Annotated in this window: 26 protein-coding genes; 6 read left to right on the top strand and 20 right to left on the bottom strand. The window is 70.9% G+C overall.

Annotated features, from left to right (window positions below; genetic code table 11):
* Positions 1–12: 12 nt before the first annotated feature.
* From ABZY89_RS15135 to ABZY89_RS15125, 3 genes are read right to left on the bottom strand one after another with little or no spacing between them, the layout of a single operon-like run.
* A complete protein-coding gene (locus ABZY89_RS15135) occupies positions 13–894 on the bottom strand; it encodes an ABC transporter permease subunit (RefSeq protein WP_355228385.1) in 882 nt (293 codons plus the stop codon).
* Complete coding sequence (locus ABZY89_RS15130) at positions 891–1,637, bottom strand: ABC transporter ATP-binding protein (RefSeq protein ID WP_350714400.1); 747 nt, start codon at positions 1,635–1,637, stop codon at positions 891–893. The genes ABZY89_RS15135 and ABZY89_RS15130 overlap by 4 nt, the downstream gene beginning before the upstream one ends.
* A 1-nt stretch (position 1,638) precedes the next feature.
* Positions 1,639–2,922, bottom strand: a complete 1,284-nt coding sequence (locus ABZY89_RS15125) for an amidohydrolase family protein (RefSeq protein ID WP_355228383.1) — start codon at positions 2,920–2,922, stop codon at positions 1,639–1,641.
* Positions 2,923–3,101: 179 nt separating this feature from the next.
* On the opposite strand from ABZY89_RS15125, the gene ABZY89_RS15120 reads away from it, so the two are divergent.
* Positions 3,102–4,271 carry an MFS transporter gene (locus ABZY89_RS15120; RefSeq protein WP_355228381.1) on the top strand — a complete coding sequence of 390 codons (1,170 nt, stop codon included), beginning with the start codon at positions 3,102–3,104 and terminating at the stop codon, positions 4,269–4,271.
* On the opposite strand, the gene ABZY89_RS15115 is transcribed toward ABZY89_RS15120, so the two are convergent.
* The 6 genes from ABZY89_RS15115 to ABZY89_RS15090 form a co-directional block, all read right to left on the bottom strand.
* Positions 4,158–5,045 (bottom strand): AraC family transcriptional regulator, encoded by an 888-nt coding sequence (locus ABZY89_RS15115; protein ID WP_355228379.1) that lies wholly within the window; start codon positions 5,043–5,045, stop codon positions 4,158–4,160. The two genes, ABZY89_RS15120 and ABZY89_RS15115, sit on opposite strands and share 114 nt — an antisense overlap.
* Before the next feature lie 57 nt (positions 5,046–5,102).
* The gene (locus ABZY89_RS15110; RefSeq protein WP_355228378.1) at positions 5,103–6,029 is read right to left on the bottom strand and encodes a TAXI family TRAP transporter solute-binding subunit; all 927 of its coding nucleotides are present in this window, start codon (positions 6,027–6,029) and stop codon (positions 5,103–5,105) included.
* A gap of 35 nt (positions 6,030–6,064) precedes the next feature.
* Complete coding sequence (locus ABZY89_RS15105; protein WP_355228376.1) at positions 6,065–7,420, bottom strand: HAMP domain-containing sensor histidine kinase; 1,356 nt, start codon at positions 7,418–7,420, stop codon at positions 6,065–6,067.
* Between the two features lie 23 nt (positions 7,421–7,443).
* Positions 7,444–8,109, bottom strand: a complete 666-nt coding sequence (locus ABZY89_RS15100) for a response regulator transcription factor (protein WP_355228374.1) — start codon at positions 8,107–8,109, stop codon at positions 7,444–7,446.
* Between the two features lie 26 nt (positions 8,110–8,135).
* Positions 8,136–9,398, bottom strand: coding sequence for an Nramp family divalent metal transporter (locus tag ABZY89_RS15095; RefSeq protein ID WP_355228373.1), 1,263 nt, complete (start codon positions 9,396–9,398; stop codon positions 8,136–8,138).
* A 153-nt stretch (positions 9,399–9,551) separates the two neighbouring features.
* A complete protein-coding gene (locus ABZY89_RS15090) occupies positions 9,552–10,337 on the bottom strand; it encodes an HAD-IIA family hydrolase (protein ID WP_355228371.1) in 786 nt (261 codons plus the stop codon).
* Between the two features lie 171 nt (positions 10,338–10,508).
* Here ABZY89_RS15090 and ABZY89_RS15085 point away from each other — a divergent pair, with 171 nt between their 5' ends.
* Together ABZY89_RS15085 and ABZY89_RS15080 are read left to right on the top strand one after the other, a co-directional pair.
* On the top strand, positions 10,509–12,038 hold the full coding sequence (locus ABZY89_RS15085) for an alpha/beta hydrolase (RefSeq protein WP_355228370.1): 1,530 nt from the start codon (positions 10,509–10,511) through the stop codon (positions 12,036–12,038).
* Positions 12,039–12,078: 40 nt separating this feature from the next.
* The gene (locus tag ABZY89_RS15080) at positions 12,079–12,456 is read left to right on the top strand and encodes a hypothetical protein (RefSeq protein WP_355228368.1); all 378 of its coding nucleotides are present in this window, start codon (positions 12,079–12,081) and stop codon (positions 12,454–12,456) included.
* A gap of 18 nt (positions 12,457–12,474) precedes the next feature.
* On the opposite strand, the gene ABZY89_RS15075 is transcribed toward ABZY89_RS15080, so the two are convergent.
* The 3 genes from ABZY89_RS15075 to ABZY89_RS15065 all read right to left on the bottom strand — a co-directional run bounded on the left by ABZY89_RS15075 (position 12,475) and on the right by ABZY89_RS15065 (position 14,984).
* On the bottom strand, positions 12,475–12,861 hold the full coding sequence (locus ABZY89_RS15075) for a hypothetical protein (protein WP_350714376.1): 387 nt from the start codon (positions 12,859–12,861) through the stop codon (positions 12,475–12,477).
* Positions 12,862–12,951: 90 nt separating this feature from the next.
* Positions 12,952–13,773 carry an aldo/keto reductase gene (locus ABZY89_RS15070; RefSeq protein WP_355228366.1) on the bottom strand — a complete coding sequence of 274 codons (822 nt, stop codon included), beginning with the start codon at positions 13,771–13,773 and terminating at the stop codon, positions 12,952–12,954.
* A gap of 29 nt (positions 13,774–13,802) precedes the next feature.
* A complete protein-coding gene (locus tag ABZY89_RS15065) occupies positions 13,803–14,984 on the bottom strand; it encodes an MFS transporter (protein ID WP_355228364.1) in 1,182 nt (393 codons plus the stop codon).
* 140 nt (positions 14,985–15,124) lie between these two features.
* Here ABZY89_RS15065 and ABZY89_RS15060 point away from each other — a divergent pair, with 140 nt between their 5' ends.
* Complete coding sequence (locus tag ABZY89_RS15060) at positions 15,125–15,577, top strand: MarR family transcriptional regulator (RefSeq protein ID WP_355228362.1); 453 nt, start codon at positions 15,125–15,127, stop codon at positions 15,575–15,577.
* A gap of 10 nt (positions 15,578–15,587) precedes the next feature.
* Here ABZY89_RS15060 and ABZY89_RS15055 read toward each other — a convergent pair whose 3' ends face one another.
* From ABZY89_RS15055 to ABZY89_RS15045, 3 genes are all read right to left on the bottom strand, one after another.
* A complete protein-coding gene (locus ABZY89_RS15055) occupies positions 15,588–16,196 on the bottom strand; it encodes a response regulator transcription factor (RefSeq protein ID WP_355228360.1) in 609 nt (202 codons plus the stop codon).
* Complete coding sequence (locus tag ABZY89_RS15050) at positions 16,193–17,251, bottom strand: histidine kinase (RefSeq protein ID WP_355228358.1); 1,059 nt, start codon at positions 17,249–17,251, stop codon at positions 16,193–16,195. Before ABZY89_RS15050 ends, ABZY89_RS15055 begins: the two co-directional genes overlap by 4 nt.
* A 94-nt stretch (positions 17,252–17,345) precedes the next feature.
* On the bottom strand, positions 17,346–17,753 hold the full coding sequence (locus tag ABZY89_RS15045) for a DUF6069 family protein (protein ID WP_355228356.1): 408 nt from the start codon (positions 17,751–17,753) through the stop codon (positions 17,346–17,348).
* 134 nt (positions 17,754–17,887) lie between these two features.
* On the opposite strand from ABZY89_RS15045, the gene ABZY89_RS15040 reads away from it, so the two are divergent.
* Positions 17,888–18,541: an SDR family oxidoreductase gene (locus ABZY89_RS15040; RefSeq protein ID WP_355228354.1), complete on the top strand. Its 654-nt coding sequence runs from the start codon at positions 17,888–17,890 to the stop codon at positions 18,539–18,541.
* A 13-nt stretch (positions 18,542–18,554) separates the two neighbouring features.
* Here ABZY89_RS15040 and ABZY89_RS15035 read toward each other — a convergent pair whose 3' ends face one another.
* The 3 genes from ABZY89_RS15035 to ABZY89_RS15025 are packed head-to-tail and all read right to left on the bottom strand — an operon-like array spanning position 18,555 to position 20,626.
* A complete protein-coding gene (locus ABZY89_RS15035; RefSeq protein ID WP_355228352.1) occupies positions 18,555–19,073 on the bottom strand; it encodes a DUF664 domain-containing protein in 519 nt (172 codons plus the stop codon).
* A 23-nt stretch (positions 19,074–19,096) separates the two neighbouring features.
* Entirely contained in the window at positions 19,097–20,170 is a 1,074-nt protein-coding gene (locus ABZY89_RS15030) for a nitronate monooxygenase (protein ID WP_355228351.1), read from the bottom strand.
* 9 nt (positions 20,171–20,179) lie between these two features.
* Positions 20,180–20,626 carry a group II truncated hemoglobin gene (locus tag ABZY89_RS15025; protein ID WP_355228349.1) on the bottom strand — a complete coding sequence of 149 codons (447 nt, stop codon included), beginning with the start codon at positions 20,624–20,626 and terminating at the stop codon, positions 20,180–20,182.
* Between the two features lie 81 nt (positions 20,627–20,707).
* Here ABZY89_RS15025 and ABZY89_RS15020 point away from each other — a divergent pair, with 81 nt between their 5' ends.
* Positions 20,708–21,289, top strand: coding sequence for a dihydrofolate reductase family protein (locus tag ABZY89_RS15020; protein WP_355228347.1), 582 nt, complete (start codon positions 20,708–20,710; stop codon positions 21,287–21,289).
* A gap of 6 nt (positions 21,290–21,295) precedes the next feature.
* Here the strand turns inward: ABZY89_RS15020 and ABZY89_RS15015 are convergent, their stop codons facing one another.
* Both ABZY89_RS15015 and ABZY89_RS15010 read right to left on the bottom strand, forming a co-directional pair.
* A complete protein-coding gene (locus ABZY89_RS15015) occupies positions 21,296–22,621 on the bottom strand; it encodes a hypothetical protein (protein WP_355228346.1) in 1,326 nt (441 codons plus the stop codon).
* A gap of 78 nt (positions 22,622–22,699) precedes the next feature.
* Positions 22,700–23,116, bottom strand: coding sequence for a limonene-1,2-epoxide hydrolase family protein (locus ABZY89_RS15010; protein WP_355228344.1), 417 nt, complete (start codon positions 23,114–23,116; stop codon positions 22,700–22,702).
* Between the last annotated feature and the right edge of the window lie 9 nt (positions 23,117–23,125).

Genomic DNA, 23,125 nt, shown 5'->3' with positions numbered 1-23,125 from the left:
GAGGGAGTGAGGTCAGCGCTCGCCGTACCACTTGCCGATCACGGCACGGTCGAGAGCGGCGAAGGCCGAGAAGACGACGACACCGAAGAGGGCGGTCAGGATGATCGCCAGGAAGAGCGGCTCCATGCTGAGCCGGAGCGTGTAGACGCGGAGCAGGCCGCCGATGCCGGGGCTGCCCTGCTGGAAGTAGAAGTCGCCGACGATCACGCCGATGACCGACAGCCCGGCGGCGTTGCGCAGGCCGGTGAAGATCGCCGGCATCGCGGCGGGCAACTGCAGCTTGAGCAGCCGCTGCAGCCGCGTCGCCCGGTTGAGGGTGAAGAGGTCGTGCGCCGGCGCCGTCGCCGACTGCAGGCCGAAGAGGGTGTTGGCGATCATCGGGAAGACCGCGATGATCACGCAGACCACGATCCGGGCCGCGATGCCGTAGCCCATCCAGATCCCGATCAACGGGGTCAGCGCCAGGATCGGGACCGTCTGCAGGATGACCGCGTAGGGGTAGAGCACCTTCTCCAGCAGCCGGGTCTGCGCCATCACCATCGCCCAGGCCATCCCGATGACCACCGAGATCACCAGGCCGGCCAGCGCGACCATCACCGACTGCCACAGCGCCGCGAGCATCGGCTGCATGATCTCCGGCCGGCCGAGCGTCTCCGCGAAGACCTGGTGCGGTGGCGGTAGCAGGAACCGCTTGTCCTCGCCGAGGACGAGGTACGTCACGGCGTACCACACGGCCGCCAGGCCGGCGAGCGCCGCGATCATCGGCAGGACCTTGGCGAGGAGTCGACCTAGCACCGGCGACGTACGTCTGGGGTGTGGCTCGGCGGACGCGGCCTCGGTCGCGGGCTCGACGTCCGGCTCGACGATCAGCTCGGTACTCAGCTCGGTGCTCATGCGTGCTCCTCCAGTGCCTCGGAGACCTGGCCGACCAGGTGGGCGAAGTCGGACTCGAAGCGCAGCTCGGGTGGGCGCGGGAACTCCCACGGCACCGGGATCTCCGCGACGATCCGGCCGGGCCGGCCGCTCATCACGACGACGCGCGTCGAGAGGTAGACGGCCTCGGCCACGGAGTGGGTGATGAAGAGGCCGGCGAAGCCCAGCAGCTTGAAGAGCCGCTGCAGCTCGGTCTGCATCGCCAGCCGGGTGATCTCGTCGAGCGCGCCGAACGGCTCGTCGAAGAGGGCGAGATCGGGCTCGGCGACCAGGGCTCGGGCGATCGAGACCCGCATCCGCATGCCTCCGGAGAGCTGGCGCGGGTGCTGCTTCTCGAAGCCGGTGAGGCCGACCAGGTCGAGGGCCTCCTGGGCCGCGCGGCGGCGCTGCTCCTTGGGGAGCCCGCTCAGCTCGCCGATCAGCTCGACGTTCTTCCGGGCGCTGCGCCACTCCAGCAGGGTGGGGTCCTGGAAGACGTAGCTGGTGGTGTCCGCGTCGACGTCGACCCGGCCGACGGTGGCGTCCTCGAGTCCGGAGGCCAGCCGGAGCAGGGTGGACTTGCCGCAGCCGGACGGGCCGACGACGGAGACGAACTCCCCGGCGTCGACGCTGAGGTCGACCCCGGTCAGCGCGGTCGTACCGGTCGGGAATCGCTTCGTCACCCCGGAGAGGGCGAGCGTGGCGGTGGTGGTCGTCGTGTTCATGTCACCTCGGCATGGGATCGAGATCGAGGACGGTGCTGACGCGGGTGTCGGCGAGCACGCGGCCGCCATGGACGACTACACGGGCGGTCTGGGAACCGGCGACGACCTCGTCGAGAGGTACGTCGGGGACGAGCATGAAGTCGGCCCGGCTGCCCGGCACGGTGCCCGCGTCGGGCAGCCCGAGCACGGTGCGGGTGGTCGTCGTGACTGCGGCGAGGGCCTCGGCCGGCCGGAGATGACCGGCGGCGACCAGGAGCGAGGTGGTCTCGAACGGGTCGGCCCGGCCGACGGGGTTGAAGGGGTCGCGCAGGTTGTCGGCACCAGCGGCGACCGGTACCCCCGCCTCGAGGAGCGCCCGGACCGCGGTGAGACCACGCGGCACCGCACCGTCCGCGTCGCGGCCCTGCAGGTAGAGGTTGGTGATCGGGAGCGTCACGATGCCGATCCCCGCCTTCGCCACCAGGTCCACGACGGGACCTCGGCGGTCGTGGCCGAGCATGCCGAGGCGTACGCAGTGGGAGGCGGTCACGCGCTGCTGCATCCCCCGGGCGATGACCTGCTCGGCGAGGTCGGCCAGGTCGAGGTGGCCGGTGGTGGTCTGCTCGTCGGTGTGCAGGTCGACGGGGAGGCCGGACCGCTCGGCGTGGTCCAGGATGCGGCTGGTCTCCTTGGCGGGCTCGTCGGCCAGGTGCGGACACCCGCCGATGACGTCGATCCCGCGCCCGATCGCGTCCTCGATCACTGCGTCGGGAACGTCCTGGCCGGCGAGCAGGCAGACCTGGAGCGTGACCGTTCCGCTGAGCTCCTCGCGCAGGCCGAGCAGGGCATCGACCCCGCGCAGCGGGTCGCCCGCGAGGAGTGCGTCGGCATGCGTACGGATCGTGGTGATGCCGTTCGCCACGTAGCGGCGCACCGCCCGCCGGGCGCGGTCGGCGAAGTCGTCGGAGGTCAGCGCGGGAACGAGCGAGCGCCACTGCTCGATGGCGGTGACCAGGTCGTTCCCGGCCTGCGGGCCCGGCTCGATCTGCTCGGCGCTCAGCGCCTTGTCGAGATGCGCGTGCGGCTCACCTGCGGCGGGAATCAGCCGCCAGCCCCCGGCATCGGTCCCGGCGTCGGTCTTCTCGTCGGCCGCCCGGACGGCGGTGATCTCACCGGCCGCGAGATCGAGATCGGCGAGGCTGCCGTCGAGGAGGCGTACGTTGCGCAGCGCGGTCAGCTCCACGCCGGCCAGCCGCGCCGGGCCGTCCACGGGCCCGACCCGTTCCGCATCTGGTGCCACGGCCATCGACTACCCCTTCCGGCTCAAATGTTGATGAGATGAACATTTTCGAGCGTAAGGAGCGGTTATTTCGGCGGCGTAACCGTTTCGGTCCTCCTCGATGAAACCAGCGATGGCGGCCATCCGGTCAAGCACGGGCGACGGGCGATCAACGCGGGCGCTCGGATCGCGGCGACGATCGAAGGGTGACAACGACTTCGCCTGAAACGACCCCGTCCCCGACCACCTCCCAGGGCCGAGCGGCGCCGGTGGTCGCGCTCGCCGCCGGGATCGCGATCCTGGTCTCGAGCGAGTTCCTGCCGGCGGGCGTGCTGCCCACGATGGCGCGCGACCTCGGGATCAGCGAGGGGACGGCCGGGCTCGCCGTGGCGGCGACGGCGATCGCCGGGGCCGCGACCGCACCGACCATCGCCATGATCCTTCCCCGGATGGACCGGCGCACGTTGCTGGTCGGCCTGCTGGTCGCCGCGGCCGTCGCCAACCTGGCGGTCGCGGTATCCCCTGGGTTCGTCGTCCTGCTCCTCGGCAGGCTCGTGCTCGGCGCGGCGATCGCCGGCTACTGGTCCTTCGCGTTCGCCGTCGGGACGTACGCCTCGCCGGGCCGCGACCACGTCATCTCGACCTCGATCGCGCTGGGCGTCACGGTGGCCACGATCGTCGGCCTGCCGCTGGGCTCGCTGCTCGCCGACGGCCCCGGCTGGCGCTGGGGGTTTGCGGCCGCCGCGGTGCTGAGCCTGGTCTCCGCCGCCGCGCTGGCTCGGGCGCTGCCGCCGGTGCCGGCCCACCCGTCGGCCGGGCTGACCATGATGCGTCAGGCGCTCCGCAACCCGCGGCTGGTCGCCGGGGTGGTCCTGGTGGTCGTGGTGGTGCTCGGCAACTTCGTGGCGTACCCGTTCATCCGGATCGCGATCTCGGCGACCTCGCCGGGCGACGAGATGTGGATGCTGGCGCTGTGGGGTCTCGGCGGGCTCTTCGGCAACCTCGCGGCCGGCCGGTTCGCCGGCCGACTGCGGGTCGTCGTCACCGTCGCGCCGCTCCTCCTCGCGGGCGGGCTGGTGCTGACGTTCCTCGCCGAGAGCACGCCGGTCATGGCGCTGGCCATGACCGTGTGGGGCTTCGGGTTCAACCTGGTGCCGGTCGGCACGCAGCTGTGGGTCACCCGCGTCGAGCCCGAGCGCACCGAGTCGGCGCTGGCGCTGCAGGTCACCGCGTTCCAGATCGCGATCACCCTCGGGGCGGCGCTAGGAGGCGCGGTGCTCGATGAGTACGGCGTCGGGCGGGTGCTCCTCATCGGAGCGGTCGGTGCGGTGATCGCCGCGGCGGGCTTCGGCGCGGTCCGCGTCCCGCGTGGTTGAGGCGTCCCGCCACGCCTGCGGCCCGGTCCCGTGGACGGTGGTGAAGGCGCGGCTGAACGCCGCGCCCGACCCGTAGCCCACGGCGTACGCCACCTGCTCGACCGGACGGTCACCGCCGGCCAGCAGGTGGCGGGCCGCGCGCATCCGCACGTCCCGCAGCGCCTCGCTGGGGCTCTGCCCCAGACCGCGCCGGAACCGCTCCCCCAGCGCCGACCTCGACAGGTGCACGGACTCCGCCATCGCCTCGACGGACCAGGCGCGTGCCGGATCCGCGATCAACGCGGAGAGCACCTGCGCCACCGTCGGGTCGAGGACGGGCGCGGGACCATCGGTCCCGCGCCCGGTGTCTTCGAGCCAGGAGGCGGTCATCGCCGCGCCGAGCAAGGACGCGTAGCCCGACGCGAACAGCGCCGTCGGCCGGCACGGCCCTGCCAGCGGGCAGCGCCGCACCAGCTCGGCCACCCCGCCGTGCCTGCCGACGAAGTCACGCACGACCAGCGGGTTGGCGAGCGGGTACGCCACCGCGACCGCCCGCAGATCAGCCCTGGTCACCGCGGCCCCGTCGTGGGTCGCCAGCCGGTGCCTGACCTGGCCTCCGACCAGAGCCGCATCCCCCGCGCGGAGCAGGTGCGACTGCCCGGCGGCGGTCAGCACGACCGTGCCGTCGTCGACGAGCAACCAGGTGGCGGAGCGTACGTCCTCACCGGCGGAGCCGGCAGCCAGCTCCTCCTGGTAGGCGAGCGTCATCTCCCACGACGGACGGTCCTCGTTCACATCAGCCCCAGCATGCGACTGCCCTCAGGCTATTCCCGAAGGCTGGTCGACGGCACGTCAACCGTGCAGAGCGCGATACGCCGACAAGGCGCCAGGATGCAGGGGGATCCGCCCCGTCTGGATCATCGTGGCGGGCTCGAGATACTGAAGCCCTCGGACGAAGTCCGGGATGAGCAGGTCCGCACGGCTGACCATGATGTCGACGATCTCCCGCGCCACTTCATGCGGTAGGTCGCGGCGCGCCAACAGCAGGTTGGGAACGCCGATCGTCGTGCCGCCCGAGGGAGGACCGTAGTCGACCGGTGGCACCTTCCGGGTCGAGTAGCGGTAGCCGGACTGTCGTGACATCGGGGCGGCGAGCGCGCCGAGATCGATCATCCGGAGCGGCCGCTCTTGCCCCGCCTTGCTGATCGTGGGCGTCGGGATCCCGCCGGACCAGAACACGGCGTCGACGTCGTCCTCGACCAGCCGGTCCAGACCGGCAGCCAGCCCCATGTACCTCACCGTGAGATCACGGGTCCGCAGACCAGCTGCCCCCAGGAGCACGACAGCGGTCACGGCGGCGCCGGACCCGGCGGCTCCGAGGACGACGCGTCGCCCACGAAGGTCGTCCACCTCGCGGATCGGGCTGTCCTCGGTCACGAGGAGCTGCAGATAGTTCTCATAGATACGCGCCAACGCCATCGGACGCGCTGCTTCGGGCATATCGGCGACGATCCGATCCAGGCCGTCCTCGAGCGCGAGCCCGAGCGCGGCCTCGCCGTCTCTGAGGAGACGTACGTTGTCGAGGCTTCCCTCCGTCGACAGGACCGTCGGTTCCAGCCCAGGGCTCACGGCACGCAGCTGATCGGCGAGCAGGCCCGCGAAGACCGCATAGGTCCCGTACTCCGTGCCTGCAGCGATCGTGACGGGTGACGTCTCGGTGCGGCATCCCGCCAAGGACGCCACCGTCGGCGCCACGGCGGCGGCGGTGACCGTTCGCACCAGCGTCCGCCTCGTCAGCTGCCCACCCAGCCAGGTCACGACGCCACCCGCAGCGAGAACTCGGCAATCGTCCCGACCGGGTCGGCGGGCCGCAGGCGTACGCGGCCACCGTTGGCGCCGGCGAGCTCCTCGGCGATCGCCAGCCCGAGGCCGGATCCCGTCCGCTGGTCACCGGATCGCCAGAACCGCTCGGTGGCCTGGTGCCACTCGTCGTGCTCGAGCCCCGGACCGTCGTCACGGACGCAGCCGACGACACCGTCGGCGGTCTCGGTCGCCGAGAGCTCGACGTGGGCGCCCGGGCCCGCATAGCGGATGGCGTTGTCGATGAGGACGTCGAGGATCTGGTCGAGCACACCGGCGACCTCGACCTCCGGCAGGTCTCTCGAGACCACCAAGGACTGCCCCGCCGCTTCCGCGGCCGGCCGCCAGGCCTCGACGCGCTCGCGGATGACGGTGCCCACCACCTGGTTCGGGACCGTCACGCGTCCACCGGCACGGGCCACCCCGGCCTCCTGGGCACGTGCCAGCGACATCAGCTGGTCGAGGAGCGTCTCCAGGCGCTCCAGCTCCTTGGTCAGTCCCGCATAGGACCGCTCACCGGTGCTGTTCACATGTGACTCCAGTCCGTCGGCTCGCAGGCGCAGCGCCGCCAGCGGGTTGCGCAGCTGATGCGAGGCATCCGCGACCAGCTGACGCTGCTGCTCCAGGGACCTGTCGACGGCGGCACCCATGCGGTTGAACTCTGCGACCAGACCGCGGAGCTCCGCCGGGCCGGTCGCGAGCACATCCGCGCTGCGGTCCCCGTGCGTGATCGTGCGCGCCGCTGCCTCGAGCGAGTGCACCGGACGCATGGTCCATCGCGACAGCCGCCTGGTCAGCGCCGCGGCCAGCAGCAGGAGCGCCAACGCCCCGACCGCGATGAGCGCCCAGTCCCGTCTGACCTGTGCGGCGGCAGCCGAGGTGTCGACGCGAGTCAGTGCGTACGACCTGACCTCGCCGTCCTCGCGGCCCGGCGCTCCGCGCAGCGGGTCCGCGGTGGTCCAGGGCAGGATCCGACGCATCGCGACGGGAGGCACGCCCACCAGTCCGATACGCAGCGCTCCCCTGACGGAGGCGGCGCCGGCGTCGAGGTCGCCTGCGAGCGAGAGCTCATGGCCGTCGGCATCGACGACGAGGACCGGCTCGTCGTAGACGTCGTGGTAGCGATCGACCAGCCCTGCGACCGGCTGGCCGGAGGCGGCCGCCTCCGCGATCACCGCCATCTGCCGGTCCCGCTCGGACGCGAGCCGGGCGGTCCGCCGGTCAGCGAGCGTGGTCGCCAGCGGAAACGCCAGTGCCAGGAGCGTCCCGAGCAGGAGCAGGCCGACAACGAGCTGTACCCGACGCTCCATCACCGACTTCTCCCCCTTCTCGATCAGCCGAGCCGGAACCCGTAGCCGCGCACCGTGTGCAGCGGCAGGTCCCCACCCAGCTTGCTGCGAAGCGCGGTCACGAAGAAGTCCAGCGACCGCGACTTGCCGACCGCCGGCGTACCCCACACCTGGAGCAGCAGCTCGTCGCGACTCACCGCCTCGCCGGTGCGAGCGATCAGCGCAGCCAGCAGGTCGAACTCCGTCGCGGTCACCGAGACCGGGGACCCACCACGGTGAACGGTGCGCGCGGCGACGTCGACGCTCAGCTCGCCCAAGGTGATCACACGCTCGGCCGGCCGCGGTTCGGCGGAGGCCATCCGGCTCCGCCGAACCAGCGCGTGCACACGCGCGAGCAGCACCGCCCTGCCGACCGGCTTCACCAGGTAGTCGTCGGCGCCGGCACGCAGGCCGAGGACGACAGACCCGTCACTGTCACGGGCCGTGAGCACGAGCACCGGAACCGTCGAGACCCGCCGCACCGTACGCAGGAAGTCGAGTCCGTCCATGTCCGGCAGACCGAGATCGAGCACCACCAGATCGGCTCCGGCGATCTGGTGCAGCCCGTCGTCGCCGCGGCTGCAGTGGGTCGGGGTCCACCCCACGTCCTGGAAGGCGTCCACCAACGCCTCCGCAACGCTCGGGTCGTCCTCGACCACCAGAATCCGCACGGAGCCAACCTAACCTGGTGCGGTGATCAGAGCGCGCCGGTGATGACGACGCGGACCTGATGCACTGCCAGTGCCAAGAAGGCGAGTGCGCACAGACCCATCACGACGTTCGAGGAGATCCGGTTGCGCCATTCGCGCGGCACCCGGTCGGTGTTGAGGATCCACAGGAGAGTGATGGCGAGGAACGGCATGAAGAGCGCCCCGAGCACACCGTAGGCGAGGATCAGATAGACCGGCTGGTCCAGGAACAGGGCGATGATCGGCGGGAACGTCAACCACAGGATGTACGTGCGGTACCAGATGCCGCCGGCCATCCGCTCGGGCGCGTCTTCGGGCGCCTTCCGCACGTGCCCGGCGAAGTCGGCGAACATGAGGCTGACCCCGTGCCACACCCCCACCAGCGAGCTCAGCGCGGCGGAGAGGAAGCCGATCAGGAAGATCGTTCCGGCGGCCGGGCCGTACCGGTCCTCGAGCACGTTCCCGATATCGAGCATCCCCTTGTCGCCGGTGTCGACCGCGATGCCGGCCGAGTACAGCAGCTCGGCCCCGACGATCAGGGTGGAGACGACGAAGATTCCGGTCACGATGTACGCGACCGAGTTGTCGATGCGCATCACCCGCATGTACGCCGGTGTCGCCCAGCCCTTCTCACGCAGCCAGTAGCCGTAGGCGGCGAGCGTGATCGTCCCGCCGACACCGCCGGCGACGCTCAGGATGTTGAGCAGCGACCCGTCCGGAATCCGAGGCACCAGGCCGGTGGCGAGCTCGGGCAGGTTCGGCACCGTGAGCGCGGCAGCGGCGACCATCGAGATGAACATCAACAGCACCATGATGCTGAGCGCCTTCTCGAACAGTCCGTAGCGGCCGGTCCAGACCAGCGCGAGGCCGAAGATCCCGGCGATGATGCCCCAGGCCTTCACCGACAGCACCGGCACCAGGGCGTGGGCGGCGAGCCCGGTGCCGGACATGGCGGCAGCGCCGTACACGAAGCCCCAGATGATGAGGTACGGCCCGAAGTAGGCGTGGGTCCAGCGGCCGAGGCTGCTCCAGCCCTCGTAGATCGTGCGTCCGGTCGCCAGGCTGTAGCGGCCGGCTCCCTCCACGAGCACGACCTTCATCAGGCAGCCGAGCACGACGGCCCAGAGCAGCGCATAGCCGTACTTGCTGCCCGCGATCATGGTGGCGACCAGGTCGGCGGCGCCGACACCGGTCGCGGCGACGACCAGGCCGGGTCCGATCAAGCGCCAGCGAGGGACGGCCCCTGCGGACTTGTCATCGATGACAGTCATCAGTTGTAACTCCTCGGTCTTCTCCGGGTGGGGTCACCCGGACGCCCGACTATGTGACGGTCGACACAGTCACGTCCACGAGGAGAGGCCCTGAGCGGGCTTTCCTTACACAACCCAATGAAATCGGGCGTTCGACCCGACCCAGGGGCCAGGTCAGGCGTCGAGCAGCGGCAGCACGTCGGCGATGGAGGAGACCACGCGGGTCGGCCGGAACGGGAAGGTCTCGACCTGCTCGGGCCTGGTCGACCCGGTCTCGACGAGGATGGTGCGCATCCCGGCCTCGAGGCCGCTGATGATGTCGGTGTCCATCCGGTCGCCGATCATCACGGTCGTCTCGGAGTGGGCCTCGAGCTGGTTGAGGGCGCTGCGCATCATCAGCGGGTTGGGCTTGCCGATGAAGTAGGGCGCCCGGTTGGTCGCGGCACTGATCAGCGCGGCGACAGAGCCGGTCGCGGGCAGCGTGCCCTGCGGGCTCGGCCCGCTCGGGTCGGGGTTGGTCGCGATGAACCGCGCGCCGCCCTCGATCAGCCGGATCGCCCGGGTGATCGCCTCGAACGAGTAGGTGCGGGTCTCGCCGAGCACGACGTAGTCGGGGTCGTTCTCCGTCATCACGTAGCCGACCGCGTGCAGCGCGGTCGTCAGACCGGCCTCCCCCACGACGTACGCAGAACCGTCCGGCCGCTGGTCGGCGAGGAACTGCGCGGTCGCGAGCGCCGAGGTCCAGATCGACTTCTCCGGGACGTCGAGACCGGACCGGAGCAGCCTGACCCTGAGGTCCCGCGGGGTGTAGATCGAGTTGTTGGTCAGCACCATGAACGGCACCGACGCCTCGGTGAGCTTCGCCAAGAACTCGGCGGCGCCGGGGATCGGCTCCTCCTCACGCACGAGGACACCGTCCATGTCGGTCAGCCAGGTTTTGATGGGGCGCTCGTCGATCACGGTGACATCCTCGCCGATCGCAGCCCAACCGCCAACCGTCGTCGCCGACTACTACTTTTCCCACCGGTCAATAGTGCTTTCGGCCACCCGGGAATGGTCTTCGGCCGGATGTTCCCGTCCTCCGATCAGCGAAGACTGACACCGTCACAGAACCATCCTCGGGAGGAACGAATGAAACGCATCTCAGTACCGCTCGCGGTCGCCGTCGTCTCGCTGGCGGCCACACTGGCCCCAGGGGTCTCGCTGGCAGGTCCGGCCGCGGCACAGGCCGCGCCACCGGACACCATCAAGTGGGACAAGTGCCCCGCCGAGATCTCTCCAGTACCGATCCCGAAAGGGATGCAGTGCGGGACGCTGAAGGTCCCCCTGGACTACAGCGACCCCGACGGCAAGACGATCGACATCGCGGTCTCGCGGCTGGCGAGCACGAAGCCCGACAAGCGGCGCGGCATCCTGGTGACCAACCCCGGCGGTCCCTCCGCGGGCGAGGGCTATCCGGCGATGCTCGTCGCCACCGGGCTCCCGCAGAGCGTCCTGGACAGCTACGACGTCATCGGCTTCGACCCGCGCGGGATCGGCCGCAGCACACCGGTGACGTGCGACCTCACCGCGGACCAACAGCTGACCGGGAGCATCCCGCCGTACGCGCTGGACGCCGCAGACGTGACCGAGCGGGCGGTCATGAGCAAGCAGATCGCCCAGCAGTGCGAGGCGTCCAAGACATCCTGGATGCTGCCGCACGTCAGCCCGGCCAACACCGCACGTGACATGGACCGGATCCGGGCGGCGTTGGGCGAGTCGAAGCTGTCGTACGCCGGCGCCTCCTGGGGGACCCATCTGGGCGCCGTCTACACCACCCTGTTCCCGCAGCGCAGCGACCGGATCGTGCTCGACAGCAACATGGGCCCGGGTGGCTGGGACTACGCGAGCGACCGACTGTGGTCGCAGGGCGTCGAGGACACCTTCCCGGCCTTCGCGAAGTTCGCGGCGGCCAACCACCGCGAGTACGGCCTGGGCAAGACGCCGGCACAGGTACGAGCGAAGTTCTTCGACCTCGCCGAGCAACTGGAGAAGAAGCCGATCCCGACCCCGGACGGCCCCTTCGACCAGGTCGCGTTCCGGCTGATGAACTTCGGTCTGCTGTACGCCCCGACCCAGCTGCCGCTGCTGGCGGACATCTGGCAGGCGGTCGACGCGAATCAGCCGCCGCCACCCCTGCCCGGAGGCGACGCCGTGGGCGACGTGGACAACCTCATCTCCGGTCGCTACTACCTGGTCTGCAACGACGCACGCTGGCCGTCGTCGGTGGCGACCTACCAGCGCAACGTCGCCGTCGACCGGATCAGGTACCCGCTGTTCGGTGCCGCCGGAGCCAACATCACGCCGTGCGCGTACTGGCCGGATCCCGCCGAACCGCAGGTCCAGATCACCGATCAGGGCCCGTCCAACGTACTGATGGTGCAGAACCTTCGCGACCCGGCGACACCGCTCGCCGGTGCGCGGAAGATGCGGGCGGCATTGGGCAAGCGGGCCACCATGGTGACCGCCGATCAGAGCGGCCACGGCGTCTACCCGGGCGGGAAGAACCGCTGCGCGAACCACGTGGTGACGACCTATCTGACCACGGGTGAGCGGCCGTCGCGCGACTACCACTGCTCGGCCGACGCCGCACCCCGCGCCGCGACACCCTCCATCGGCTGACCGGCCCGGTCTCCACGCGGCCAGCCACTAGGTTGGTCGCGTGGAGACCATCGACGGCGAGCCGGTTCTGGACCGGCCGACCGTGGCCGAGGTCGAGGCGTACTTCGAGGCGGCCGCTCCCGAGACACGCGCCGTGTGGCTGCGGCTGACCCGCAAGGGTGTGGAGCCGACGTCCCTCACCTCCGACGAGCTGGTCGATGTCGGCCTCTGCTTCGGCTGGATCTCTGCCGTACGCCGCCGAGGCGATGAGGCGACCTACCTGCAGCGCTACACCCGCCGGCGCCCGGGCTCGAAGTGGTCCCAGCTCAACATCTCCAAGGTCGAGCGCCTCACCGCCGAGGGCCGGATGCGGCCCGCTGGCCTGGCCGAGGTCGAGGCGGCGCAGGCCCACGGCCGCTGGGACAACCCCTGGACCTGACGGCGCCAGGTCACCGGCTCAGTCGGCCAGGCGCAGGTCGCCCTCGGCCCGGGGCGGCAGGTTGGAGAGGGCGGCCTGGACGAGCGCGACGCGTGCCTTGACCGTGACCGCACGGCGGAGCCGGCCGACGTCGTCACCGATGTTGCGCTCGACGGACTCGCGGATCTGCTCTTCCGGGAAGCTCGGGCGACCACCGACGGGGACGTCGATGTCGGGGAGGTCGGTGAGCACCGGGAAGATCTGGGTGCCGATGCTGTCCAGGAGCTTGAAGCGCTGGAAGCGGTCGGTCTCGTCCCAGACCTTGTCGATGTCGGCGCCGCCCTTGCGGAACCTCCGGCCGGAGGCCAGGACGGTCTTGGCCGTCCCGGTCAGGGCCACGGTGAGCTCATGCTCGGTCAATCGCATGGGCCAAGCATGCCCGCAACCGGCCCGGGCATCTCCCCCGGGCCGATTACCCTTCGATAACACCTGCTCCCCAAATATCAAGCGCAGATATCAGGCGGCGTTGAAGGTCGCCGGGTCCGGGCCGGTGCGGCCCTCGCTCTCCAGGGCGTCGATCGCGACCAGGTCGGCGTCGGTGAGATCGAAGCCGAACACGTCGAGGTTCTGCGCGATCCGCGCCGGGGTCACCGACTTGGGGATGACGATCCGGCCCTGCTGGAGATGCCAGCGCAGGATCACCTGGGCGGGAGTGCGGACGAGACGGTCGGCGATCGCGGTGATCGCCGGGTTCTGGAGCATCGCGCCCTGGGCGAGCGGGCTCCATGCCTCGGTGGCGATCCCGAGCCCGTCGTTCGCCGCGACAGTGGCGCGCTGCTGCAGCGCCGGGTGCAGCTCGATCTGGTTGACCGCCGGCACCGTGCCGCCGAGCCCGACGATCCGGTCCAGGTGCTCGGGCAGGAAGTTGGAGACGCCGATCGCGCGGGTCCGCCCCGCGGCGTACAGCTCCTCGAGGCCCTGCCAGGCGCCGACGTACAGGTCGCGGGCGGGGGTGGGCCAGTGGATCAGGTAGAGGTCGACCTGGTCGAGGCGGAGGAGCTCGAGGCTCTTCTCGTACGCCTCGACCGGCCGCTCGTGGTCGGAGTTCCAGAGCTTGGTGGTGATGAAGAGCTCCTCGCGGGCGATGCCCGACTTCGCGAGCGCGCGTCCGACGCCGGCCTCGTTGCCGTAGACCGCCGCGGTGTCGATGCTGCGGTAGCCGGCCTCGAGCGCCGCGGTCACGGCCGCCTCGGTCTCGTCGTCGGGCACCTGGAAGACGCCGTAGCCGAGCTGCGGCATCGCGACGCCGTTGTTCAGGGTGATGTTCGGGATGGTCATGAGACTTCCTTCTTTGAGATGGGTGAGGTTCAGGCAGGGACGGGAACGGACGTACGCCGCTCGCCCCCGGGCGCACGGACGGCGACCAGCAGCACGAGCAGACCGAGCGCGGTGACCCCGGCGCCCGCCCACAGCGGCGAGGTGTAGCCGAACCCGGCCGCGAGGGTCACGCCGCCGATCCAGGCGCCCAGCGCGTTGCCGAGGTTGAAGGCGCCGATGTTCGCGCCGGAGGCGAGGGTGGGGGCCTGGTCGGCGTACCCCATCACCCGCATCTGCAGGGCCGGCACCGTGCCGAAGCCGACCGCGCCCATCAGGACCAGGGCGACGACGGTCAGCACCTGACTGCTGGCGACGAGGGCGAAGGCGGCGAGGATGACGGTCAGCGCACTCAGGAGCACACCGAGGGTCTTGACCACGTTTCGGTCGGCCGCCCGGGCGCCCACGATGTTGCCGAAGAAGAGGCCGACACCGAAGAGGACGAGCAGCCACGGGACCGCGCCCGCGGAGAAGCCGCTGACCTCGGTCAGGGTGAAGGCGATGTAGGTGAACCCGCCGAACATGCCGCCGAAGCCGAGGACGGTCAGGGCGATCGAGAACCAGACCTGCGGGCTGGCGAAGGCGGCCAGCTCGGTGCGTACGGCCGGGGCGGCCTGCTCGCTGCGACCGGTGTGGGCGGGGACCAGGAGGGCGATGCCGATGAAGGCGATGATGCCGATGACCGTGATCGCCCAGAAGGTCGAGCGCCAGCCGGCGGCCTGGCCGAGCAGGGTGCCGAGAGGTACGCCGAGGACGTTGGCGAGGGTGAGGCCGCCGAACATGAAGGCGATCGCGCTGGCCCTACGCTCCGGAGCGACCAACTGGGCGGCGACGACGGCGCCGATGCCGAAGAAGGCGCCGTGGCACAGGGCGGCGACGATCCGGCCGGCCATCATCGTGGCGTAGTCGGGCGACATTGCGGAGATCAGGTTGCCGAGGATGAACAGCACCATCAGGCCGAGCAGGGCGATCTTGCGGGGCACCCGGGTGAGCAGGAGGGTCAGGCCGACGGCGCCGATCGCGACGCTGAGGGCGTAGCCGGAGATGAGGTAGCCGGCGGTGGTCTCGCTGACCCCGAAATCGGTGGAGACCTCGGGCAGCAGGCCCATGATGACGAACTCGGTGAGGCCGATGCCGAACCCTCCGATCGCGAGGGCTAGCAGTGCGACGGGCATGGATGACTCCTGAACGTGGACGGGTTGCGTCTGTCGATAGTCCGCGTGCGCAGTAGTTGCACACGCTTCGTATTTATAGTTGCACGCGCGCACTATCCGCGCAACTCGGGTATGCTGGAGGCTTCCACGAAGGAGGACCCATGGGAATCGCTGATGACGCCGTCGAGATCCGCGCGCAGGGCTGGCGCACGCTGGCCGCCGTGCACGGACTGATCGAGGCCGCCCTCGAGAAGGCGCTGCAGCGCGAGCACGGGCTGTCGGTCGTCGAGTTCACCGTGCTCGACGCGCTCAGCCGCCAGGACGGGTGGCACATGCGCATGCAGCAGCTGGCGCGCGCGGCCGCCCTCTCCTCCTCGGCCACGACCCGCCTGGTCACCCGCCTGGAGAACCGCGACCTCCTCACCCGGATCCTGTGCGCCGACGACCGCCGCGGGATCTACACCGAGCTCACGCCCGCCGGACGCGCCCTGTTGAAGACCGCCCGCCCGCTGCACGACGAGGTGCTGCGTACGGCACTGGACGAGGCCGCAGAGATCCCCGAGCTCGCGCCGCTCGTGCACGCGCTCGGGTCGTTGTCGCCGGCGCCTGCCTGATCGCGCGGTCTCAGGCGAGCCAGCCGTTGCGCCGCGCGGTGAGGGCCGCCTCGGTCTTGTTGCGGGTGCCGGTCTTGCCGATGGCCGCCGAGAGATAGTTGCGCACGGTGCTCGGCGAGAGGAAGAGCCGGCCGGCGATGTCGGCGATACTCGCCCCGTCCTCGGAGGCCGCGAGCACGTCTCGCTCGCGCGCGGTCAGCGGGTTCGGGGCGGCGCGGAGCGTGGCGGCGGCCAGGCCGGGGTCGAGGACCGTCTCGCCGCGCAGCACCCGGCGGATCGCGTCGGCCAGCTCCTCGACCGGCCCGTCCTTGACGAGGAAGCCGACGGCTCCCGCGGCCATCGCCTGGCGCACGTAGCCGGGCCGGGAGAACGTCGTCAGGATCATCACCCGGCACTCCGGGATTGACGCGCGCAGCTCGCGCGCGGCCTCGAGCCCGCTGATCCCGGGCAGCTCGATGTCGAGCAGAGCCACATCGGGGCGCACCTCGAGCGCCGTCGGCACGATCTCGGTGCCGGTCCCGACCTGGGCGACCACCTCGAGGTCGTCCTCGAGCCCGAGCAGCACGGCGAGCGCGCCGCGCATCATCGCCTGGTCCTCGGCGAGCAGGATGCGGATCACGATGCCGGCACCCTCGCCTCGAGGCGGAAACCGTCGGCGCCAGGACGTACGTCGAGGCGCCCGTCGACCGCACGCAACCGCTGCCGCAGGCCCTCGAGCCCACCCGACCTCTCGCTCGTGTCCACCGGACCACCGACCCCGTCGTCGACCACGGCGAGCCGGAACTGGCCGCCGTCCTCGGTGACCTCGAAGTGGCAGCTGGTCGCGCCGGAGTGCCGGAGTACGTTCGTGGCGCCCTCCCGCACGACCCAGGCGAGCGCCTGTCCGGCGATGTCGGGCACCTCGGCCAGGGCAGCGGTGACCGACGTACGGATCCCGGCGGCGTCGAGCGCGCGCCGTGCGCCGTCGAGCTCGTCGGCCAGGGAGAGCGTCTTCATCTGGTCGACGGCGACGCGGACGTCGGCCAGGGCGGCACGCCCGACCTCCTCGATATCGGCCGCGTGTGCGGCGGCTGCCTCGGGATCACGAGCCGCCAGGCGGCGTACGGCCTCGGCCTTGACGACCATCACGCTCAACGTGTGGCCGAGCAGGTCGTGGAGGTCACGCGACATCCGGGCACGCTCCTCGGCGACCGCAGCCTGGGCGAGCTCCTCCCGGGTGCGGCGGAGCTGCTCGACCGCCTCGACGAGGCGGAGGAACGAGGTGGTCGTCACGCCGCTGAGCAACACGCCGCCGACGCTGAGGAGGTAGGCGTCGCCGATGCCCTCGATCACCGCGATCGAGACCGCGACGCCGACGGTGGCCGCGACGATGGCGACCAGCAGGCGCCAGCCTCGCAGGACCGCCGGGGAGACGATGGCCAGCACGCCCCAGACCGTCTGCCAGCCCTCGCCCTGCATCGCCGCAAGCACGATCAGGGCGACGAGGACGGGCAGCAGAACCGCGACCCGCCCGGTGACCACGAGAGCGACCGCGGCCGTGGCGAGAGCCAGCACCAGGACCACCTGGCCGGCGGCCGCCAACGCCTCACCGGAGAGGTTGAGCAGCGGGAAGAGCAGCAACACCGGCAGCCACACCAGCACCACGCCGTGGCGCGCCGCGCTTCGCGCGGTCACTCCCTCGCTCGGCGCGCCCGGACGAGCAAGCTCGCCGGGCGACCTCGCTCCGGTCGTCTGAAGGTGACACCTCAGGCCGGACACGCCCGTCACTTTACCGTCGCCGCAGGCCGGCGATGACCACAACGGCCACGACGACGTGCAGGCTCGCGAGCGCCAGTCCGGCGGCCACGGTGAGCGCGCTGGTCGGTGTGATCAGGGAGAGCACGGCGATCCCGACGGCGAGCATCGTCCATCGCCGCGTCCCGCGCTCGGAACGGCCCTCCCACCAGCGCAGCAGCGCCCCGCCGACCAGCGCGATCAGCAGGCTGCTGACGATCACCGACCCGACCCCGATCTGCTGGCTGCCGGCGCCCGACTTCACCTCGAGCTCCACTCCCCCGGCCTGGGTCCACAGCAGCCACACGGCCGTCGCGGCCACGGCCGCCGTGGCCGCCACACCGCCGATCCGCGGCCATCCGACCCGGGTGCGCTGCGCGGTCTCGTTCGTCACGGTTGTCATGCCTGTCCTCCGTCTCCACCACCCACCGTGGGCGGTGTCTCCAGACTCGCGCTCCGAGGCACCCGGACGTCAGATCTGATTGTCCGGACCCGGCGGTGACATTTGTCAGTGGTTGATGTGCCTATCGTGGAGGCATGCGCATCGCCATCGTCGGCGGCCACGGCAAGGTCGCCCTGCATCTCCATCCGATCCTCGCGGCCGCGGGCCACACCCCGGTCGCGCTCGTACGCAGCGAGAGCTACCGAGCCGAGCTCGAAGCGCTCGGCGCCGAGGTCGGCCTGCTCGACATCGAGAACCAGGACGCCGACGGGTTCGCCGCCGCCTTCGCCGGCTGCGACGCGGTGGTCTTCGCCGCCGGTGGCGGCCCCGACGGCAACATCGAGCGCAAGCGCACCGTCGACCTGGAGGGCTCGACCAAGTCGATCGCGGGCGCGAAGGCCGCCGGCATCCGGCGCTTCGTGCAGGTCTCGGCGATCGGCGTCGACGAGCCGGTCCCGGCCGACGCGGGCGAGGTGTGGAAGGCCTACGTCGAGGCCAAGCGCGACGCCGACATCGCCCTGCGCGACAGCGACCTCGCCTGGACCATCCTGCGTCCCGGCGGCCTCACCGACGAGCCCGCCACCGGGCGGGTGAAGCTGGCCGAGAAGCTCGACCGCCACACCATCCCGCGTGCCGACGTGGCCGCGGTCATCGCCGCCTTGATCGACGACGACGCCACCGTCGGCAAGCAGTGGGAGCTGGTCTCCGGCGACGCCTCGATCGACGAGGCCATCGCCGCCGTCCTCTGACCTGGGCGCTGAATCAGCGGAGACCCAGCAAGCCCTTGACGTACGCCGCCTGGCCGATGTGCTGGGCGGCGTCGTCGACGACGCTGACCAGCCGCACCGCGAGAGTGACCGGCGGGTCCCAGCGCTCGTCGATGACGCGGGCGAGGTCGTCCTCGCTCAACGAGTCGACCAGCTCGATCGTGACCTCGTGGACGGCCTGGTAATAGCCGGTCAGCAGCTTCGGGTCCTCGAGCCGGAACGCCGCGACGTCCTCGGCGCTCTGCCCGTAGCCCATCGCGCCGGGTGCGTACGGCAGCGCGAACCGCTCCACCCAGCCCTCGCGCGCCCACACCTCCTCGGCGCCGGCGAGCGGTGCGATCTGGGCGTCCTCCATCCGGGCGATGTGCCACAGGATCCAGGCGATCGAGTTCGCCCGGTCGTAGGGCCGCCACAGCAGGTCGTCGACCGACAGGCCGTCGACGATCGAAGGAAGGGTCTCCGCGATCCGGCCGAAGCCGTCCGCGAGCAGTCGCTGGGGCCAGGTTTCGCTCATGCCTTCCGTTCTACACCGTCGCTCTAGACCATGTCCGGCAGGTGGCTCCGTGCCTCGCTCCACATCCGGGTCACGATGTCGGCGGCCGGCTCGGCCACCGCGCGCGCCGCGGCCTGGCCGGCCCAGTGGTTGGCCCGGTCCAAGGCCACCTCGGCAGCGGGGTCGGGCGTCCCCTTGCGCCACCTGGCGACCAGGCGTCGCTGGTGCGGGTACGGCGCGGGCGAAGGCGCACCCGGCGCCTCCCAGGAGCGCACATACGGGGTCGGGGCGGCGCGGCCGAGGCGGCCGGAGTAGGCGCGGGTGGCGACGGTGTCCTCCGGCGCGAGGCCGTCGAGCGAGGCCGCCCAGGCGTCGGCGATCGCCGTCTCCGGCGACCGCAGCAGCGCGCTGCCGACCTGCACGGCACTCGCGCCGAGAGTCAGGGCAGCGGCGACGGCACGTCCGTCGGCGATCGCGCCGGTGGCGATGACCGGCAGGTCGACCCCGTCGACGATGTGCGGCAGCAGCGCGAAGAGCCCGACGGCCGTACGCTCCGCCGTCTCCGGCTCGAAGACCCCTCGATGCCCGCCGGCCTCGAGACCCTGCGCCACGATGGCGTCGGCGCCGGCCTCCTGCGCGGCCTGCGCCTCGGCCAGGGTCGTGGCGCACGCGAACCAGGCGATCCCGGCCTCATGCAGGCGGTCGACGTACTCCGGCGAGAAGAGCCCCATGATCGAGGAGACGGCCCTCGGCCGGGCGGCGAGCATCGCCTCGCACTGCTCCTCGAAGGACGGCGCGGGCGGCTGCTCGGGGCCCGGCGTACCGAACCGGGTCAGGAACTCCTCCGCCGCCGAGATCCTGGCAGGGTCGTCATCGGCCGGGTCGCGGATCCAGATGTTCAGCTGGAACGGCCCCGCGGACAGCGACCGGAACTCGGCGGCCCACTCCGCGATCCGATCCGGCGAGTCGAGCACCACCCCCGCCGCGCCCATCCCGCCGGCATCGGCGACCGCGGCCGCCGCCGCGGGCGGACACGCACCCGCCATCGGCGCCTGAAGGATCGGCATCGAGAGGCCGTACGCCTCACAGAACTCCTGAGCACGTCGTCGAGCGGTCACCCGGCCAGGCTAGTCCTTCACCAGTCCGTCGCGGCCCCAACGGGGCGTCGGCCCCGGGTCGCCGAGGTCGGTCCCCGGCGGCTCCTGGGAGACGTCCTTGGCGATCGCGGTGCCCCAGTCGAAGTAGGCCATCAGCGTCTTGTGCAGGTCCGGCCGGTCGGCCAGGACCTCCTCGATCGCGGCCTGCATGAGCTCGAGCCAGCGCTGCCGGTGCTCCTCGCGGATCCCGAGGCCGAGGTGGACGTTCAGCAGGGCCTGATGGCCGCCGAGCCTGGCGGTGAAGTCGGCCGGGCCACCGAAGATCTCACCCAGCCAGATCGCCACCCGCTCGACATGGGTGGGCGTGAAGTTCGCGAACACCGGCGCGAGGAGCTCGTCGGCCAGCACCCTTTCGTAGAACGCGTCGCTCAGCCGGCGCAGCGCGGGCTCGCCGCCGAGGTCCTCGTACAAGGTCATGCCTCACCATCACGTGCGGCACCGAGTTGTGCAACGAAATACTTGTGGCGGTATGGGGACCCGCGGGGGCAGGATCGAGTCATGCGCACACTCATCTACTCCGCGTTCGTGTCCATCGACGGCGTCGTCGACTCCCCCGGCGGCGGCTCCGAATACGAGCAGCACCGCAGCGGCGGCTGGACCTACAAGGACATCGAGTTCCTGCCGGAGGCCTACGCGATCAAGGGCAGCGAGATGGAGGAGGCCGGCGCGATGATGTTCGGCCGGCGCAGCTATGAGGCCTTCGCACCGATCTGGCCCGACATCGAGGACTTCACGGTGGTCAAGGAGATCCCCAAGTACGTCGTCTCGACCTCCCTCGGCGACGACGCCCTGGTCGAGGGTTGGGGTCCGCAGACCATCCTGAGGTCGCTCGACGAGGTGGAGAAGCTCAAGCAGGGCGACGGCGGCCCGATCCTGATCGCCGGCAGCGCCGAGCTCGCCCGCAACCTCTCCGACGCCGGCCTGATCGACCGCTACCACCTGCTCGTCTTCCCCGTCGTCCTCGGCGCCGGCAAGTCGATGTGGAGCGAGACCGACAAGGACAAGCAGCGGCTCGCGCTGGTCGAGTCGGAGACCTACGCCAACGGCATCATCAAGCTCGTCTACGACGTCGTCCGCTGACCCCGGTCAGGGACACCGTGCGTAGAGGCGACGCGACCCGGTCCCGTACGCCGTGGGATCGGTGAACGCGCAGCCGTAGTCGGGTGCGGCGACGGCTGCCCGGTCGAGCACGTCGTCGCCGGCCGGACGGTCGCCGTGCTCGACCCAGTCGACGAGATCGCCCCAGGCGGCCGAGGCCTCGGCGGGGCTGAACTCGCAGTGCCCGGCCGAGCGGATCGCCCGCTGCACGACCAGACCGCCGCGGTGGTGGCGCTTCACCTCGCGCAGATAGATCTGCTCCAGCGAGAACGGCACGAACATGTCGCCGAGGTTGTGCAGGCTCACCACCGGGGCGGTGGGACGGCCGGAGATCCGGGACGGGGCGTTGAGCCGGTGGCTGTAGCGCCCGGCCGGATCGGTGGGATCCGCCCGCTCGATCTCGGTGTTCAGGTCGACCGGTGAGCTCGGCGTGTAGACGGTGTCCTGGTTGGTCGCCACCCGGCCGATGTTGAAGCCGAGCGTGCCACCGTCGTCGACCGACGGCAGCGTGAAGAGGAAGTCCTTCCACTGCCCGAAGGCCGCCACCGCGCCCGGCCGCGGACCGCCGCTGCGCTCGATGGTCATCGCCCGCAGCTGCTCGCCCTCCGGGGTCAGGGTGCCGCCGAGCCCGAGCCGCTCCTTGATCACCGGGACGTCGACGCTCTGATAGTCCTTGGTGTAGGGGTAGGCGTCGTGCCCCGCGAGCGCCTGCGCGCCGAGGTTGTAGTCGACGAAGAAGTCGAAGAGCTCCACGTCCCCGAGCTGCCCGCACATCGGCATCGCACCGTCGTAGAAGCCCGGATACTGCTCCAGCGAGCGCCCGATCACGTGCCCGCCCATCGACACCCCGGTCACATAGGTGCGGGTCGCCTTGCGCGGCAGCAGCTTGGAGGCGTACGTCGCCAGGTCCCGCGTCGAGCGCACCCCTGCCCCCACGTCGTAGCCGTTGGTCGAGTAGCTCGATGCCGCCCAGGCGTAGCCCTGCTCGAGGAACGTACGCCGCAGCCCGAACCCCGGCGTCTCGGGCGTCAGCGTGTAGCTGAGCCCGCGGTAGCCGTGGGCCCACATCACCAGCTCGCCGTTCCAGTCGGCCGGGACCTCGAGGATGTACGCGGCGTGCTCGTGCACGCCCTGACGCACCGTCGTCTCCTGGCCACCTACGACGATCGGCGCTACCGGCGGGTTGCTGATCGTGTAGCCGGGAAGCGGCTGGTCACCGGGTGGTTCGGGGTCTGCGATCGCCGGGCCGGTCGAGGCGACCAGAGCGGAAGCGGTCAGGAGCAGGGCGAGGAGAGCGGCTGACGCACGAGGCATGTCTCCGAGATTAGGGCTCGTTGTGACTGGCGTCACAAGAACAGTGCACGATGTGCCTCGTGCACTGCGCACAACGACTCAGCGGCCGACGGCCTTCCGGATCGCGCCGAACGCCGCCCGGCCGACGCCCTTGACGCCTGCCGCGATGAAGGTGGTCCAGTCGAAGTAGTCGCGCCAGAGCACGATCTTGCCGTCGCGCACCTCGAAGGTGCCGCACACCCAGAACTCGGCGGAGACCGAGCCGCGGCTGAGCACGTCGATGCGTTCGGTGAGCACCACCGGGCCGTTGGCCGCGATGTTGATCATCCGGACCTCGAAGCCGGTCGTGTACTTCCCCATGATGCGGAGCTGGCGTCCGACCTCCGAGAGGCCACGAGCGGGCGGAAGAGGAACGTTCTGGTAGGTGACGTCGTCCGCGCACAGCAGCAGCGCAGCGTCGACCTCACCGGTCTCGAGCGCGGCCAGGAACTGCTCGACGATCTGGATCTCGGTCATGCCGCCACG

The sequence above is a fragment of the Nocardioides sp. NPDC006303 genome (genome assembly GCF_040613175.1).
GTDB lineage: Bacteria > Actinomycetota > Actinomycetes > Propionibacteriales > Nocardioidaceae > Nocardioides.
Note: the sequence above shows the minus strand (reverse complement) of the source record. Positions and strands in the feature narration are given on the sequence as shown.